This is a genomic window from Streptococcus sp. OH4692_COT-348 (assembly GCF_003859975.1).
GTDB lineage: Bacteria > Bacillota > Bacilli > Lactobacillales > Streptococcaceae > Streptococcus.
Map to the genome: position 1 here is coordinate 1 of NZ_RQZB01000016.1, position 16,311 is coordinate 16,311.

Here is a 16,311-nt window from a genome sequence, read left to right on the forward strand (position 1 = left end):
GTGTGCCACTTGTGTAAGTTGTTCCTGTTGGGATTTTCTTACCGTTTGCTTCACTTACTGGAATCTCTACTGATGAGCCTGGTTTACCACTTCCGTCATTGTACTTCGGTGTGTAATCATCTTTATTTGGACGTCCTACGACTACTGGAACATTTACTGTATCATGTGAACCATCTGGGTATGTGACTTTCACTACCGCATTTCCGACATTACCTGATGTATTTGTTGACGGTTTACTTTGTACCGTTAAAGTTCCTGGAGCAAAGTTTTGTACTTTAGCCTTCACTTCATCATCCGTAATGTTATGGTTATACGGAACTGTTAAGGTTTCTCCTGTTGGGTTGTGAGCGTCCGCTTGGCTTCGTACTGTAATTCTAATTTGTTTTGTAGTTAAACGATTGTTTTTATCGTACGCCTTAATTGTTACAGTATAATAACCTACTCCTGCTGTTGGTGTTCCTGTAATTTGGTTGTTCGCATATCTTAATCCTGCTGGTAAATTAGTTAATTCAATCGGATTATTATCGCGCATTCCTACTCCACCTGTATTATCTACAGCTGTTACTGGAATTGGCGTAATAGATTCATTTTTCGTTACTGTTGCGCTTTCCGCTGTAATTGTTGGTCCTGTTACGTCGGTTACTGTAACTGGAACATTTACATTGTCAAATGTTCCATCTGGGTATGTGACTTTCACTACCGCATTTCCTGCGTTTCCTGCATTCGCTGTTGATGGTCTACTTACAATTGATAAAGTTCCTGGGCCTGCATTACTTACTTTTGCTTTTAATTCCGCATCTGTAATGGTATGGTTTTGATTTACAGTTAATCCTGCCCCTGTTGGATTATGAGCATCTGCTTGGCTTCGTACTGTAATTGTGATTGTTTTTGTAGCCATATTCCCATTTTTGTCATAGGCTTTAATGGTTACTGTACTATTTCCAGGCGCTCCAGTTGGCGTTCCTGTAATTCGATTATTCGCGTATGTTAATCCTGCTGGCAATCCTGACATTTCAATTGGATTATTATCACGCATTCCAACTCCGCCTCTGTTATCTTCAGCTGTTACTGAAATAGGCGTGATTTGTTCACGGTTTGTTACTGTAGCATCACCTGCTGTAATTGTTGGCGGTACAGTGTCACGTTTAGTTACAGTAAAAGTAAAGCTTACTGGTGTCGCTCTATGGTTAGCATTATCCGTTGCGTTGAAAGTAATTGTATTCGTCTTACCAACATCTTCTGCTGTTGTTGTAATCGTAATAGTTCTTACTTTTTCAGTTTCAGTGTCTGTTGGTGAAGTTACAGATGCTTTCCCTGAAAAGACCCTAGTACCGTATTTTGTTAGAAAATCATTAGCATCAAGATTAACATGTTTATCATCTCTTGCTGTTACTGTGAAGGTTACAGTTTGTCCTTCAACTACTGTTTGATTAGCTGGTGTAATAGCTAATGTTGGCGCTTGTGTATCTGGTGCTTCTGTTGGTGTAACTGGATCACTTTTCTCAGAAACTACAACTCCGCCATTGTCAACCGTTGTTTCAGCTTTAAGAGGATTTCCTGGTAAAGCTCCTGACACTGTAATTCTTGCAGTTGTCCCATTTGATGTCCCTTGTCCAATTACACGATCTCCATCATATAATTTTACAACAGATCCATTTTTAACCCCGCTGCCTACATTAACTTCTATTGTTTGATTTGTTAAGCCTTTTTTATTCACTACGCTCGTTGTAATCGTCGGTTTTTTAGGGTTAACCGTAAAGTGAACTTTTCCATCTGATCCTGAATTTGCATCTTTTGATGTAGAGCCATCTTGGTATCTTGCAATTGCTGTATAAGTAAACTTACCAGCATTTGCTGTACTTGGAGAATTATTTCCTTCCCAACTCCAGCTCATTCCAGCAGGGAAATCTCCACTGCCCTTACGCGTAATATATTTATCCGCTACAGGATTACCAGTGTTTGGAATGGTGTCTCCTACAACTTTTGTATGTCTGCTACCTTGGATAGGATATAGTTTTGCTTGTTTTTCTCTTAAGGTTGGTTGTACTGGTTGGTCTGGATAATCTGTATATTTTGGTTCACTTGCATCTTTTCCTGAAATGAATGTATATGCTTGGTTTGTAGTAAGTCCAAATGTACCAACAACTGCTAATGCAAAGGCCTCTCTTACCTGATCATCTGTTACTCCAGCTTTTAGCTTAGCTTTCACTTGCATGTGAATCGCAGAATCTCTATCCTCTGTTTTAACCCCAAAACCATAAGAGTATCGATTAAATTTGCTTTCCGTTCTTGTTACCGCATGAATTAAAAGTGGATCATTGCTATTCCCCTTAAAAGTATCACGCATATCTCGATTATATTCACCGTTATGTCTAATATCTAAAGCATTGAAATACGTTAATTTTCTCCAACCTGAACCATAATCAGTTGAATTATTTAAGAAATTAACATTATGAGTAGCAGTTCTAGTAAAGTTTTCTGGATTTTGAGAAAGCGTTCCAGAGTTACCATTTCTCGTATAAGTTTCAAATTTTAAATCTCTTAAAGTATTACCTTTATAAAGACCCTCGCTTGTTAAATCTAAAATTTGAGGTGGTAAAATTAATCGATAGATTTGATATCTACTTAGGTGCGCCATTGAGGCACCATCATTATTGAAGAAAACATCATAAACTACATAACGTTCTCCATCGATTGTTGTCGTTTTAGCGAACATATCTACTTTTTTTTCGGTATATTCTCTTAATCCATTTCTAACGACTCTGCTTCCATCACTCGCACGGTGACGTTGATAAATCAATAAGTTGTCACTTGAATCCCATCTTGAAGAAATTGAAGCCGCTCTTACATTTGTTCCTTCTTCAATTTTATTTCCGTTACGTGGGTCATTCTTACCTGAATTTAGACGCAAAGTCGCTATCTTGACAGAATTAAATGTTCTTTTTACACGCTGATTCAAATCCTCAAGTTCATTAGATGTTACCCTAGTATTTGTCAATAACCCTTGAGCAAGTGAGAGAACTTCATTGGCTTTTTCCAACACTTCTTTAGTTGTTTCATTTTCAGGCAAATCAAGAAGCGCAGCTTGTAATTGATCAGTAGATAATTTTAAAGATTCTTTTTTCTCTGTTGTGCTTTTATCAGCTTCCTTGTTTTGAGAAGTAGATTTTTCAGCTTCACCTAGTTCAGAAGTAATTTTATTATCTTTGACTTCAGTCTTGTTCTCAGTTGCAGTTTCTTGAACCTTGCTTGATTCTTTAGTAGCATTTGATAAGACAGTTAAGTCACTTTCTAAAAGGGAAAGTAGTTCATCTACATCCTTCTGTGTTGCAGTATCACTATCTAGTAGGGCTTGTCCTTTTTGAACTCTGTCCTTAATCGGAGAAATAACTGACTTGTCAAGATCTGATTTCGATGAAAGAGTAGTCTTTAACTCTTCAACTACTTTTTTTAATTTCGCTTTATCAACCACTTTGACAACGTTTTCATTTTTGGTTGTCGTCTTCTTCTCCAAAGGATTCTGTGCAGCTTCTACTTTGATAACAGTAGGTTGTTGAATCTCTGCGAGTGATTTATTCTTCTCTTTTTGATTATGCACATCTGTGGTATTTTGTGAGTTGTTTTCAATCACACTATCCGCACTAGCAACACGCGCACCCAAAAACATCAGTGCTGCAACAGCCACTGACGCCGCACCAAAGCTATATTTACGAATAGAGAAGCGTAGAACCTTTTCACGTTGGTGACGCTTTACTCTACTTAGTGAATTCGATTTGTTTTCCATTTTTCCTCCTTATGTCAAAACACAAAATCAAATTAAAAAGCAATTTTTATAGCTAATCCCAAGTAGGAATATAACCATAAAAAATCACTATGATGAGCATTTTACACATCACAGCTATCACAGCTATTACAGCTATTACAGCTATTACAGCTATTACAGCTCGATTATACCACAATCAACATATTTAATCAAATATGTAGCGTTATACTGATTAAAATTATAGGAAAATGCATATTTAAATATAATATTATAAACATATTAAAATATTATATAACAAAAACAAATCTATTCATAGAAAAAGTATACTAATTTCTTTTTAATCGTTTTATCCACATAAAAAACCTATAAGCTCTATAGAGATATAATCCACTAGAGAGTTTATAGGATCTAGAATAGTTACTATTTATTTTATTCTTCTGTTATGTCAATAACAATCTCTTCTGATTCATCAAGAGTTTCGGCCTTTTCTTGCCATTGCTCCTTGAGATTATTGAATCGATCTTTTGATGCTTCTGTCGCTTGACGAGCACATGATTTGACTTGAGCAAGGACGCTGTCCACAGTGATTTCACCTGACTCAACCTGTTCTTTGGTTTTAAGAACAAAATCTGTAGCCTGCTCCTTGACTTCTGTCAGTTTTTCACAGACCTGCTCCTTGGCATACTCAGGATCTTCTCTCAAATCATCTAGAAAATCTTGAGCCTGACTGCAAACTTGTTTGCCCTTGTCGCTTGTTAAAAACAAGGCAAGAGCTGCACCTGAAACGGTTCCTAAAAGGATTGAGGATAGTTTACCCATAAGAATTCTCCTTTTTTATTTTTTGAAAAATTTACTTGCAAGACGAAGAGCTGACAAACTTGCACCAGTCTTAATGGTTTTTGAACCAGCTGATGAAGCTTTCTTGCTCAAGACACGCGCATGATCATTGAGGTCTGAAACAGATAGAGATAAATCTGCAACAGCACTAAAGAGTGGATCAATCGTTGCTACCTTGACATTGATATCATCTGCCAAGACATTGACCTTAGCCAGTAATTCATTGGTATGATGCAAGGTCACATCCACATCTGAAGTCAAGGTTTTAATCGTTTTCTCTGTTTCATCGATCACACGTCCAAGCTTTTGTACAGTAATAATTAGATACACTAAAAATACAATCAAAGCAAGGGCTACAAGAATATATGCAACTTCTAACATTTAGTTTTCCTCCTCTGTAACATAGTAAGGGGCCTTCTTTCGATTTTGATATAGAATGATAAAAATACCCAGTCCGATAAGGACAACTGATAGCCATTGAGACACTCGAAGACCAAAGAACATGAGGCTATCTGTTCGCATGCCTTCAATAACCATACGACCGAAACCATACCAAATCAAGTAGAAAGCAGTGATATGACCTCGTCTAAGACTCTTCCATTTTCGTCTGAATATCAAAATCAAGGCAAAGCCAAGCAGATTCCAAAGAGACTCATAAAGGAAGGTCGGCTGACGGTAACTCCCCTCAATATACATCTGATCACGAATAAAGGCAGGTAGATAATCCAGATTATCCACTGCTGCACCATAGGCTTCTTGGTTAAAGAAATTGCCCCAGCGTCCCAGACTTTGGGCAATCATGACACTTGGTGCCGCAATATCTAGAAAATCCCAAGTATTGATGAGTTTACGATCAGCAAAGATATAGAGTACAAGGGCACCAGTTATCAAACCACCGTAAATGGCCAAACCACCATTCCAAATGGCAAAAATCTCTCCCAAATTCTGACTATAATAATCAAAACGGAAAATGACATAGTAGAGACGAGCTCCTAAAATAGCCAGAGGAAAGGCTACCAATATAAAATCTAAAATATCGTCTGGTATGATCTTCTTTCTAGGCGCTTCTTTCATGGTCAAATAAACCGCAAGAATCAAACCTGTCACAATACACAAGGCATACCAACGAATGGCTAGAGGTCCTAGATGAATAGCAATTGGATCAAGCATTAGGCACCTCGTTTTGAGCAATAAGATTTGTCAAGCGTTCTTCAAACAAACGCGTCGCATCAAAGCCCATTTCCTTAGCACGATAATTCATGGCAGCTGCCTCAATCACAACAGAGATATTACGACCTGTTTTCACTGGAATGCGGATACGAGGAATGGCTACGCCAGAAATTTCTAATTCCTCTGCATTGTTTCCAAGTCGATCAAAAGTCTTATGCGTATCATAATTTTCCAAGTAAACAGCCAGCTGGACTTGTGAAGAATCCTTGACCGCACTCGCACCGTAGAGGCTCATAACATCGATAATCCCAACCCCACGAATTTCAATCAAGTGCTTCAAGATTTCAGCAGGTTCTCCCCAAAGAGTTATTTCATCCTTAGAGTAAATATCTACCCGATCATCTGCTACTAAGCGGTGACCACGTTTGACAAGCTCCAGACCTGTCTCACTCTTACCGATTCCACTATCACCTTGAATCAAGACACCCATCCCATAGATATCCATCAAAACACCATGAACACTGGTACGTTCTGCCAAACGAGAATCAAGGTAATTAGATAACTCTCCAGACAAACGACTGGTCGCCGTACGGCTGGTTAAAATAGCAATCTTACATTCTCTAGCTGCCTTTAGCATCTCCTCAGGAACCACCAAACCACGAGCAACAATGACTGCTGGTGTCTCAGGTAGAAACATTCTTTTCAAAACTTCATAACGGCTGTTGGAAGGCATGCCAATCAGATATGACCACTCCTTCATCCCCAAAAGTTGAATCCGCTCTGGCGTATAGTAGTCAAAATAGCCTGTCATTTCAAGACCAGGTCGCGTAATATCCGCTGTATTGATTTCCTTTTCAAGCAATTCTGGTTCGCCATAGACAATGTCTAGTCTAAGCTTTTCAATCACTTCTTTTACTAAAACCGACATCATTTCCTCCTTCAATCGAGTTCTTTTTACTATTATATCAAATTGTAGGAGGATATTTCAGATTTTTGCAGGCTTTGAAGTATTTATTTAAAAGAAAAAGACTAGATTTCTCTAGCCTTTCATTTCAAATTAGAATTTTTTACGTTTACGAGCTGCTTCTGATTTACGTTTACGTTTTACAGAAGGTTTTTCATAGAATTCACGTTTGCGTGTTTCTTGAAGAGTACCAGCTTTAGTAACCGCACGTTTGAAACGACGAAGTGCGTCATCAAGAGATTCATTCTTACGTACTACTGTTTTAGACATTTTTTTCACTCCCTTCAAGTTCAATATCTATTATATTCTACACGTAAAAGGAATAATTGTCAAGAAAAAATGCGGTTTAATTTTGATTATCTTCAATTTTAATCTTGTTGTTAATCTTGTTAAAATTGATTAACATTTATAGATGGAAATGATATAATAGTGACACATATTGATTAGCAAAAATTAGTATTATTTAGAAGTGAATCTATAACATGAAAAGAATCATAAAAATTTACCCTATGGTCAGTATTTTAGTTGTAATTTGTTTATTGCTAGGAATTCTTACTACCTTTTGGGGAAGTGTAATGTATGACTTATTTGCATTTCATTCAAAGCCAATTTATTGTTGGCAATACTTTAGTGGTACATTTATGCATGGAAGTAAAGAAGCACCAGTATGGTTTATATGGTTTCATTTAGTTTTAAATACTTTAATGTTACTTCCTTTTGGTGGGCTATTGGAGTATAAAAGGGGATCAAAATATGTATTTTTAGTTTTTATTACTTCTATGGTAATATCTTCAATTGTATTCCATATATTAACACAGAATCAAGAAATTCAGGCATCGGGTATCTCTGCTATTGGCTATGCTTTTGTAACGGGTGGGGTGATGAATATGTTTAGTATATGGAAAAATTTCAATTTAGGATTAAAACTATTTTATATCCTTTTAATCGTTCTATCTCTCACCATGCTTCTACCAAATATAACAGGCTGGATTTCAACCTTTCTTCACATGTCAGGAATTGCCAGTTATATCATGGTTTCCAGCATCAACAACTATCGACTGTCTTAATAAAAATCGTATAGTATCATAAAAAATAGTCAATACGATTATATCACAGTTTACAGACATTTAATAATTTTCTATTGGATACCTTTTTATATGAAATATCGACAACTGTTACGGGAATTTACAGAAAAATTTCTTTTAGCAGGATAGTGAACATTTGAAGTAAAAAACCACTCACTCCAAAGAGCAAGTGGTTTTTATACTTTTTATTTTTCAAGTAAGCTAAGCGCTTCAGCATCTGCGATGATGGTCACATCAGGGTGATTTTGTAGGCTACTTGCTGGCAAACTCTCAGTCACTGGGCCAGACACTGTTCCGGCAATGGCTTCTGCTTTCGATTCACCGTAAGCAAAGAGAAGGATTGACTTGGCATCCAAGATGTTTTTAATCCCCATTGAAATGGCTTGTGTTGGAACGTCTTCAATCTTGTCAAAGAAACGTGCGTTTGCTTCGATAGTTGACTGGTCAAGTTCTACTAGGTGTGTTTGACTGTCAAATGGAGTACCAGGTTCATTAAATCCGATATGTCCATTGCGACCGATTCCCAAGATTTGGAGGTCAACTGGATGGTCAGCCAAAATTTGGTTGTAGCGTTCAACTTCAGATTCAGCATTGTCCTTAACCCCACGAGGCAAGAAACTTTCTTTAAATGGTTTTTGGTTAAACAAGTTTTCTTGCATGAAGTAACGATAAGACTGTGGGTTGTCCCCATCAAGTCCTACATACTCATCAAGGTTGACACTGGTTAGATTTGAAAAATCAAGGTCGCTCTCAACAATTTCCTTGTAAAATTCAAGTGGACTACTTCCTGTCGCAAGTCCTAGGGTTTGAGCGCCGTTGGCCAATTTTTCCTTCAAAATCTCAAAAGCAACTTTTCCACCTTCGATTTGGTTTTCAACTTTAATAACTTTCATCTTTTTATCCTCCGTTTTAATCTATATTTATTATATGGTATAGACCAATTTTTGTCAAGTGAAAACGATTTAATTTCTAAAAAAAGAGCGTCCAAACTTGAAACGTGTTATAATGGATAAGATTAGAACTTAGAAAGAATGATGAAAAAAATGAATACAGCTGATTTTGATTTCCACTTGCCAGAGGAATTGATTGCCCAAACGCCCCTTGAAAAACGAGATGCCTCCAAACTCCTTATCGTTAATCGTGAGACAGGAAAAATGCAGGATAAGCACTTCCACTCTATTATTGATATGCTGGAACCTGGCGATGCCCTTGTTATGAATGATACCCGTGTTCTCCCTGCCCGCCTCTATGGTCAAAAGGAAGAAACTGGAGGTCATGTGGAACTTCTCCTGCTCAAAAATACTAGTGGAGATGAGTGGGAAGTTCTGGCTAAACCTGCCAAACGCCTCAAGGTCGGAACTCGTATCAGCTTTGGTGATGGTCGCCTCAGCGCTGTCGTTACGGAAGAATTGACCCACGGTGGTCGTATTGTCCGCTTTGAATACCAAGGAATTTTCCTAGAAGTTTTGGAAAGTCTAGGTGAAATGCCGCTACCGCCTTATATCCATGAAAAACTAGATGACCGTGAACGCTATCAAACCGTTTACGCCAAGGAAAGTGGCTCTGCTGCAGCACCGACTGCTGGATTGCACTTCACCAAAGAACTGTTAGCAGAAATCCAAGCCAAAGGTGTCCATCTGGTCTATCTGACTCTCCACGTCGGACTCGGAACCTTTAGACCTGTCTCTGTTGACAATCTGGACGAACACGAAATGCACTCAGAATTCTATCAGCTTTCTGAGGAAGCGGCTGTCACTCTTCGCTCTGTTAAGGAAAATGGTGGTCGTGTCATCGCTGTCGGAACCACTTCTATCCGCACCTTGGAAACTATTGGTTCCAAGTTTGATGGGCAAATCCAAGCAGATTCTGGCTGGACCAATATCTTTATCAAACCTGGCTATGAATGGAAGGTCGTGGATGCCTTCTCAACCAACTTCCACCTGCCAAAATCAACTCTGGTCATGTTGGTTTCTGCCTTTGCAGGCCGTGACTTAGTCTTAGATGCCTACCACCACGCCATTCAAGAACACTACCGCTTCTTTAGTTTTGGCGATGCCATGTTTATCTATTAATTTTCATAATCAAAAAAGCGCATATTACCAGGCATTATCCTTTGGTGCTCTAAGCTTTTTCTAATGATAGACAAAGTCTGAAAAGCTCTCAGAATCGTTGTCTCAGCACCAAAAATACGTGAAATTTGCATAATTAAAATAAATTTCAGGGGGAGTTATACAAAAAAACGACGATTTAAATCGTCGTTTTACTTAGATAAATATGTAATCTTTTTTTGAAATACGTCTATTTATTTTTTATTGTTTTTTATTGTAGAGCAGACCCAAGCGAATGAACATAGGTTGTAAAAAGCAAATGAAAAAACTGCGAGGATAATAGCTTCTGTGTCTAAATAACCTCTTTCAAGACCGTTTTTCAACAACAACAAGCCTATAGTTTCGATAACGATCAAATATAAAAATATATAAAAAATTTTCGCCTTAAGCATATTGTTACCGCTTTCTTTTTATTTGGTTTTATTGTATAATAAAAATTTAAAAAAATCAAAAATACAAAGGAGTTTCCGTTATGTCTGTTTTCTGTATGTCTAGCATTTCCCCGTCGCTTGTTGTTTTTGCTGATGATAGCTTATCGGCAAACTCTAAAGTTGTATCTGGTGAGGTTCAGTTTGAGAATGGCTCATCAGTGCGGTTCGGAGATACGCAAGTAAATATTTTAAGTGATGAAGTTCTTGAGGTGGTCAATCCAAATGGAAGTGTAGACACTATTGAACGACGTGCTGATGGCGTCTATATCAATGGGTCATTTTATATGACTTATCAAAAGAATGAAATCGACCTAAATATATCTTTTAAATCATACGATCCTAATGTTTGGAATTACGTCAACACAATACATGGGAATAAAGAAGCCAACACATTCGCTCACTTCATGATTGATTCTGGAATAAGTTACATGATTGGTAAGATAGGTTCTGTATTGGGGGGCCATGGGGTGCAATAATTGGTGGAGCATTTTGGGGTATACAAGCTTATCAGGCTTACTTGGATTCACAAAGTCCATATCCATACTACATAACAAGTACTTATATCCATGTTGCTCAAAGAAAATGGAAGTTTATCACTGAATACTATAGAAACTCAAACTATACTGGGTATGTAAAAACCGAAATAACCTACATGAATTTCTAAAATATAAACCCTGCCTAGATATAAAGGCAGGGTTTATATTTTAGTTAATTGCTCAAGTAATTTGTAAGCATAATACTTGCGAAACTCTATTTGTTCAAGCGGTTCAAAAGTTCTTGTTTTTTATCCTCAAGTTCAGCTCTTCTTTGCTCGATTTCTGCACGTTTTTGGGCGATTTCTGCTTGCGCCTCGGGAGTTTCCAAAGTGCCTTGCGACTTGTGAAATTCTACTAGTATATCAACGATTTTTGGGTCTAATTCGTTGACATAATCAGGATTTGACCATTTCGGCACGTTGCTTGCAGGTGCTTGCTTTTTGCCGCCTTTTTTGGGCGTTTTGGCTTGTTGTTCAGCTTTCTGACTATAGTTGACCTCGTGGAATTTTCATAGTATGCGTTTTGTAATGAATTAAAAATTCGTTAGTCTTTTCTAAAATTCAGATCTTTAAAACTCTGCACACTAGCATTAATCACCGCGCCGACAATCAAAATCTTAGCAATGAGAATAAACCAGAACATAATGACCACCACGACGACGGAACTGAAAAAACGCACATCCACTAGGTGATTGACATAATTGTTGACATAGACTGAAAAGATATTGAGCAGTAAGACCAGGATCAACAAGACAAAGGCACTACCTGGCAATACATGTCGAATCCGTCGAACCTTAACATTGGGCAGAAAATAATAAAGCATGACCAAGATTGCAAAAATCAAGGCATAGACCAAGGGGCCTGTCAGGTCTTGCAGATAATCAAAGAGAGGACTATCCGATTTCCAGTAGCTCTTGATAAGGTTGAGAAGCATGCGGCCAAAAACACTCAAAAACAGAGCTGAGGCGAAGAGAATCTGCAAGCCAAAACTGACAAACAAACTCATGAGCTGACTAGAAATCATTCCACGATTTTTAGCTACTCCGTAAGCTTTATTGAAGGCTTTCTGTAGGAAATTCATTGATTTTGAAAAGGTCCAGAGGGCTGACAAAACCGCAAAACTCAATAAGCCCGTTGACGGTTGGGTCAGCACTTCTGTAATAATCTTTGCGACCACATCATACATGGTTTCTGGCAAAAATTCATTGACAACCTTTAAAAAATTAGAGACTGGAATCTGAAAATAAGGGAGGATATTAACCACCACCAAAAGCAGGGGGAAAATCGAAATCAACCAATAGTAGGCTACTGCGACGCTGGTCAACTCACTATCTGATGCTTGATAATAATGTAAAAAAGCTTTTAATAAAGGTTTGTCTATCAGCTCTTTCCACCACTTCTTCATGTCACACTCCTTCACTTACAATCTTATACTCAATGAAAATCAAAGAGCAAACTAGGAAGCTAGCCGTAAGCTGTACTTGAGTACGGTAAGGCGACGCTGACGTGGTTTGAAGAGATTTTCGAAGAGTATTAACTAATTTCTTCTTACCAATTCCACCATATCATAAGGCAGGGTATTGGCAGTTTCCTTCAAGGAATAGTTCTCTAAGTTATTGACATTTTGTCGTAACTTCTTGGCATACTTGGTCGTAATCAATCGTTTTTCTTCGTATTCGAAAATCAATTTACGCTCCAGATAATAGCCTCTCAGCATTTCATCGATATTGTTGGGTTTGACACGATTGATAACCCGTTCGACAAAGGCACCACTGGTGATGATAGCTGTTTCACGGAGACGAGAATCCTGCATGAAGCTGATTAAAGAACTCTTATAAACCCCTTTTAGGTTCTCCAAACTTTCGATAATCATCTCTGTATTTTCTAGATAGAGCTCTGCAATTTGATCATAGTCAAGGGCTCTGAGTTTCTGTGATTCTTCATTTTTCCAACTACGGAAGGTCTTGCCTAAGGTAAAGACTTCATGAAGGAGAAAACGTAAAATTCGCAAGGAAACAAGGAAATAATAGGTCAATCGTGAAGCAAACTTGCGATTGATACTTTGTTCCATGTTTTTCAGATAACGTTGGTAGACTCGATAGGCACGCTCACTCATCTTGCCTTCTTCGTAGGCCTGTTCCAGACCATCACTTTCAATACTGAGGATGAGAAGTTTCAAGGTCTCCCAGTCTTCTTGAGCCCCCTTATTTTCTTGACTCAAGATAAGATTCTCTATTCGTCCATGGTAATTGTCAATAGCTGCATAGAGAGGGAGCTTATTCTTATGAGTTTCAAGTTCTTTTTCTAACTCCGAAGTAACCTCGTTCAAAATGGCGATATGCATGAGATAATCCTTGCTTTCTTCCTGTTCATCAGAAAGATGAGGAAGAATCAAGAGACCTGTTAAAAAGCTTACAAGTGTCACACCTGCGACGAGGAAAAGCAAGAGAGGATACTCCTGCTCTAGATTACTTGGTATCAGAAGAATCGTAGCAATCGACACCGTTCCCTTAACACCTGAGAAGGTCAAGAGAAGCATGTCCTTCATATACTTATTTAGCTTTTTATTGAGACGTCTAGTCCTATAGGCATAGTATCCATAAATCATGACAAAACGGATAGCAAAGAGGACAAAGGTCAATGCTATAAGAGATAGCAATAACAGTAAGGGATTATAGATTGGATTCGTTAAAATAGGCTCTGCTATCATTTCCAACTCCATCCCTAAAATCACAAAGACAGAACCGTTGAGCATAAAATTCACTGTATGCCAAACCGTCTCGGTCACCGTATCCACTTGGGCTTCAAGGAGCGTAATTTTCTTAAAACGGCTTGCCTTTAAAATCCCAGCAACTACAACGGCAATAATCCCTGAAACATGGACTTCTTCTGCCAGAAAGAAGGTTACCAAGGGCAAACTCAATTCCAGAAGGAGCTCACTAGCAATATCCGTTGCTCGCACACTCAGCAAGAAAGTATGGAGGAAACGGTTGATCATAGCTGTAAAAAATCCAATTAAAAAACCGCCTAGGATTGAAAAGATGAGCGAACTACTAGCTTGCCCAAGGGAAAAGGCTCCAGTTGTCCAAGCTGTCAAAGCTACCTGAAAGGCAACCAAGCCAGAAGCATCATTCAAGAGTCCTTCACCCTTAAGGATATTGGACACGCGCTTAGGAAAGCTAAAACGCTCCGAAAGAGAGGCAAAGGCAACCAAGTCCGTAGGCCCAAGGGCTGCCCCAACAGCCAAACAAGCTGCCAAGGGAAGGCTGAGCCAAAGAAGATGGGCCAAGCTACCCAAACTCAGGGTCGAGATGAAAATCACTGGAAATATGAGGTAAACAATGATTCGCCAGTGTTTTAAAATAGCCGTAATATCCGCTTCTTCCGACTCTCGGAAAAGTAAGGGACCGATAACTAGGGCCAAAAATAACTCCGTATTGAGGTGAAAATCAGTATTGGGTAAAAAGAGACCAATCACAATTCCCAAAAGAATTTGCACCAAAGGGAGAGGCAAAAAGGGCAGGAGTTTATTGGTTGTACTCGAGACAATCAAGACCAGTAAAAATAGGATGAGGTAAATCAGTAATTCCACGCTCTTCCTCCTTAATCTTTTTTACAACAGGATTCAAATATCTCCTTCTGCTCTTTGATTTTTTGGTCAATCTTGGAACAATCCTTGTGCTCAATTTTTCTCTGGCACCGTTCCATTTCAAGAGCAACTAACTTTTTCTTGATTTTAAGCATTTTTTTGCTCATATGCACTTGGTCTAACACACCCACTGCTCGTTCGTGCTGGGTTGATTCGACAAAATTCTGGCGCATGGCATCCAGCTTTTCACGTAGGTATTGTTTATCCATGTCTATATCTCTCTAATTTCTCAATCATCACTAAAAACGGTGGGTTGTTGACTTGGTTTAAAGTTCGGTAAATGGCAGCTGTGTACTCTTGTTGGCTCAATTGGCTAACAAAATTCAAGACAGCATCCCTCTCTAGGTCGCCTCCTTCATGACCATAGTAGATCATGATAGCAATTCGTCCACCTTTGACAAGCAAATGACACAGCTTTTCTAATGCTTCAATCGTTGTCTGAGGTTGGGTAATGACAGATTTATCAGCTGACGGCAAATAGCCCAGATTAAAAATCCCTGCCTTGGCTTCTGTCACAAACTGGTCCAGTGTCTCATGACCTTGCAAGATTAACTGGGCATTTGTCATTCCAGCCTGGTTTAAACGTTCTTGGGTCTTTTCCAAGGCTTGTTCCTGAATATCAAAGGCATAGACTTTCTTGGCTAGTTTGGCTAAAAAAAGGGTGTCATGACCATTTCCCATAGTCGCATCCACTACGATATCCTCTTTTGTCACTACCTCAGCTAAAAAATCATGTGCCATCTCAAGTGGTCTTTTCATTTTCAAACTCCTGTTTTACAGCCTTGCATCCTTGAACACTTCCGCGACGTCGCATCTCCATCTCAATACTATTTAGAACTTCCCATTTATTGAGGCTCCACATAGGACCAATCAGCATATCTCTAGGTGCATCTCCTGTGATTCGATGGATGACGATATGTTTGGGAATGATTTCCAGTTGGTCACAGATGACCTTGACATATTCATCCCGGCTCATCAATTGTAAACGTCCCTCATGGTAATCTCGTTGCATACGTGTATTGGTCATCAGGTGAAGCAAGTGCAATTTAATTCCTTGAATATCATTATCCGTAACACAGCGGCGGACATTTTCAATCATCATCTCATGGGTTTCACCAGGAAGTCCGTTGATCAGATGGGAAACAATCTCAATCTTGGGATACTTTCTCAAACGCTTGACCGTTTCCACGTACAATTCATAAGAGTGGGCACGGTTAATCAGGTCAGAGGTTGTTTCATAAGTTGTCTGCAAGCCCAATTCAACCGTCACATGCATGCGCTCCGATAATTCAGCCAAATATTCGATGGTTTCATCTGGTAAACAGTCTGGCCGTGTTCCGATATTGATTCCTACTACACCTGGCTCATTGATAGCCTGCTCATAGCGCTCTCGGATGACTTCTACCTTTTCATGGGTGTTGGTAAAATTTTGAAAATAAACCAGATACTTCTGAACATCTGGCCACTTACGGTGCATAAAGTCAATTTCCTTATAAAATTGCTCACGGATAGGCGCGTCCGGTGCTACGATAGCATCTCCAGAACCTGAAACCGTACAAAAAGTACAGCCTCCATGAGCCACAGTCCCATCACGATTGGGACAGTCAAACCCCGCATCAATAGGGACTTTAAAGGTCTTTTCTCCAAAGAGTTTTCGATAATAATCATTCAAGGTATTATAAGATTTCATAACTTTCATTATAACAAAAAACACCCACAATCTCAAAAGCCTGACTTTCCTATAAATTCCTCTGTTTCTCATTTCCTTT

16 protein-coding genes and 1 pseudogene are annotated in these 16,311 nt (G+C 38.7%); 3 read left to right on the top strand and 14 right to left on the bottom strand.

Annotation, left to right across the window (positions count from 1 at the left end; all coding sequences use genetic code 11):
• The 6 genes from EII37_RS08645 to rpsU form a co-directional block, all read right to left on the bottom strand.
• Positions 1 to 3,784, bottom strand: a 3,784-nt coding sequence (locus EII37_RS08645; RefSeq protein ID WP_124788291.1) for a Rib/alpha-like domain-containing protein, incomplete at its 3' end; no start/stop codon positions are given.
• A 408-nt stretch (positions 3,785 to 4,192) separates the two neighbouring features.
• Positions 4,193 to 4,582, bottom strand: coding sequence for a YtxH domain-containing protein (locus EII37_RS08650; RefSeq protein WP_124788292.1), 390 nt, complete (start codon positions 4,580 to 4,582; stop codon positions 4,193 to 4,195).
• A gap of 15 nt (positions 4,583 to 4,597) precedes the next feature.
• Positions 4,598 to 4,981, bottom strand: a complete 384-nt coding sequence (locus EII37_RS08655) for a DUF948 domain-containing protein (protein ID WP_000895039.1) — start codon at positions 4,979 to 4,981, stop codon at positions 4,598 to 4,600.
• Positions 4,982 to 5,770, bottom strand: coding sequence for a prolipoprotein diacylglyceryl transferase (gene lgt / locus EII37_RS08660; protein WP_033679925.1), 789 nt, complete (start codon positions 5,768 to 5,770; stop codon positions 4,982 to 4,984). It abuts the gene before it with no gap.
• Complete coding sequence (gene hprK, locus EII37_RS08665) at positions 5,763 to 6,698, bottom strand: HPr(Ser) kinase/phosphatase (RefSeq protein ID WP_185695991.1); 936 nt, start codon at positions 6,696 to 6,698, stop codon at positions 5,763 to 5,765. The genes lgt and hprK overlap by 8 nt, the downstream gene beginning before the upstream one ends.
• A gap of 129 nt (positions 6,699 to 6,827) precedes the next feature.
• On the bottom strand, positions 6,828 to 7,004 hold the full coding sequence (gene rpsU / locus EII37_RS08670) for a 30S ribosomal protein S21 (protein ID WP_000048054.1): 177 nt from the start codon (positions 7,002 to 7,004) through the stop codon (positions 6,828 to 6,830).
• A 212-nt stretch (positions 7,005 to 7,216) separates the two neighbouring features.
• Between rpsU and EII37_RS08675 the strand changes: the two genes are divergently transcribed.
• A complete protein-coding gene (locus EII37_RS08675; RefSeq protein WP_124788294.1) occupies positions 7,217 to 7,801 on the top strand; it encodes a rhomboid family intramembrane serine protease in 585 nt (194 codons plus the stop codon).
• A gap of 203 nt (positions 7,802 to 8,004) precedes the next feature.
• On the opposite strand, the gene EII37_RS08680 is transcribed toward EII37_RS08675, so the two are convergent.
• Positions 8,005 to 8,712 carry a glucosamine-6-phosphate deaminase gene (locus tag EII37_RS08680; protein WP_124788295.1) on the bottom strand — a complete coding sequence of 236 codons (708 nt, stop codon included), beginning with the start codon at positions 8,710 to 8,712 and terminating at the stop codon, positions 8,005 to 8,007.
• Positions 8,713 to 8,862: 150 nt separating this feature from the next.
• Between EII37_RS08680 and queA the strand changes: the two genes are divergently transcribed.
• On the top strand, positions 8,863 to 9,891 hold the full coding sequence (gene queA, locus EII37_RS08685) for a tRNA preQ1(34) S-adenosylmethionine ribosyltransferase-isomerase QueA (RefSeq protein ID WP_124788314.1): 1,029 nt from the start codon (positions 8,863 to 8,865) through the stop codon (positions 9,889 to 9,891).
• A gap of 230 nt (positions 9,892 to 10,121) precedes the next feature.
• Here the strand turns inward: queA and EII37_RS11515 are convergent, their stop codons facing one another.
• On the bottom strand, positions 10,122 to 10,319 hold the full coding sequence (locus EII37_RS11515; protein WP_124788296.1) for a hypothetical protein: 198 nt from the start codon (positions 10,317 to 10,319) through the stop codon (positions 10,122 to 10,124).
• 95 nt (positions 10,320 to 10,414) lie between these two features.
• On the opposite strand from EII37_RS11515, the pseudogene EII37_RS08695 reads away from it, so the two are divergent.
• A pseudogene (locus EII37_RS08695) lies at positions 10,415 to 11,022 on the top strand (hypothetical protein).
• A gap of 86 nt (positions 11,023 to 11,108) precedes the next feature.
• On the opposite strand, the gene EII37_RS08700 reads toward EII37_RS08695, so the two are convergent.
• From EII37_RS08700 to EII37_RS08725, 6 genes are all read right to left on the bottom strand, one after another.
• Positions 11,109 to 11,312: a hypothetical protein gene (locus EII37_RS08700; protein WP_124788297.1), complete on the bottom strand. Its 204-nt coding sequence runs from the start codon at positions 11,310 to 11,312 to the stop codon at positions 11,109 to 11,111.
• A gap of 125 nt (positions 11,313 to 11,437) precedes the next feature.
• A complete protein-coding gene (locus tag EII37_RS08705; protein WP_124788298.1) occupies positions 11,438 to 12,298 on the bottom strand; it encodes a YihY/virulence factor BrkB family protein in 861 nt (286 codons plus the stop codon).
• A gap of 132 nt (positions 12,299 to 12,430) precedes the next feature.
• The gene (locus EII37_RS08710; RefSeq protein ID WP_124788299.1) at positions 12,431 to 14,485 is read right to left on the bottom strand and encodes a sodium:proton antiporter; all 2,055 of its coding nucleotides are present in this window, start codon (positions 14,483 to 14,485) and stop codon (positions 12,431 to 12,433) included.
• Between the two features lie 11 nt (positions 14,486 to 14,496).
• The gene (locus EII37_RS08715; RefSeq protein WP_124788300.1) at positions 14,497 to 14,751 is read right to left on the bottom strand and encodes a hypothetical protein; all 255 of its coding nucleotides are present in this window, start codon (positions 14,749 to 14,751) and stop codon (positions 14,497 to 14,499) included.
• Complete coding sequence (locus EII37_RS08720; RefSeq protein ID WP_185695992.1) at positions 14,744 to 15,301, bottom strand: class I SAM-dependent methyltransferase; 558 nt, start codon at positions 15,299 to 15,301, stop codon at positions 14,744 to 14,746. Before EII37_RS08720 ends, EII37_RS08715 begins: the two co-directional genes overlap by 8 nt.
• Entirely contained in the window at positions 15,285 to 16,241 is a 957-nt protein-coding gene (locus EII37_RS08725) for a TIGR01212 family radical SAM protein (protein ID WP_124788302.1), read from the bottom strand. The genes EII37_RS08720 and EII37_RS08725 overlap by 17 nt, the downstream gene beginning before the upstream one ends.
• Positions 16,242 to 16,311: the final 70 nt, after the last annotated feature.

Excerpts from the sequence above, each read along its gene's own strand:
- EII37_RS08650 (WP_124788292.1), bottom strand. The coding sequence starts at position 4,582 with ATGGGTAAACTATCCTCAATCCTTTTAGGAACCGTTTCAGGTGCAGCT.
- EII37_RS08655 (WP_000895039.1), bottom strand. The coding sequence starts at position 4,981 with ATGTTAGAAGTTGCATATATTCTTGTAGCCCTTGCTTTGATTGTATTT.
- lgt (WP_033679925.1), bottom strand. The coding sequence starts at position 5,770 with ATGCTTGATCCAATTGCTATTCATCTAGGACCTCTAGCCATTCGTTGG.
- hprK (WP_185695991.1), bottom strand. The coding sequence starts at position 6,698 with ATGTCGGTTTTAGTAAAAGAAGTGATTGAAAAGCTTAGACTAGACATT.
- rpsU (WP_000048054.1), bottom strand. The coding sequence starts at position 7,004 with ATGTCTAAAACAGTAGTACGTAAGAATGAATCTCTTGATGACGCACTT.
- EII37_RS08675 (WP_124788294.1), top strand. The coding sequence starts at position 7,217 with ATGAAAAGAATCATAAAAATTTACCCTATGGTCAGTATTTTAGTTGTA.
- EII37_RS08680 (WP_124788295.1), bottom strand. The coding sequence starts at position 8,712 with ATGAAAGTTATTAAAGTTGAAAACCAAATCGAAGGTGGAAAAGTTGCT.
- queA (WP_124788314.1), top strand. The coding sequence starts at position 8,863 with ATGAATACAGCTGATTTTGATTTCCACTTGCCAGAGGAATTGATTGCC.
- EII37_RS11515 (WP_124788296.1), bottom strand. The coding sequence starts at position 10,319 with ATGCTTAAGGCGAAAATTTTTTATATATTTTTATATTTGATCGTTATC.
- EII37_RS08705 (WP_124788298.1), bottom strand. The coding sequence starts at position 12,298 with ATGAAGAAGTGGTGGAAAGAGCTGATAGACAAACCTTTATTAAAAGCT.
- EII37_RS08715 (WP_124788300.1), bottom strand. The coding sequence starts at position 14,751 with ATGGATAAACAATACCTACGTGAAAAGCTGGATGCCATGCGCCAGAAT.
- EII37_RS08720 (WP_185695992.1), bottom strand. The coding sequence starts at position 15,301 with ATGAAAAGACCACTTGAGATGGCACATGATTTTTTAGCTGAGGTAGTG.
- EII37_RS08725 (WP_124788302.1), bottom strand. The coding sequence starts at position 16,241 with ATGAAAGTTATGAAATCTTATAATACCTTGAATGATTATTATCGAAAA.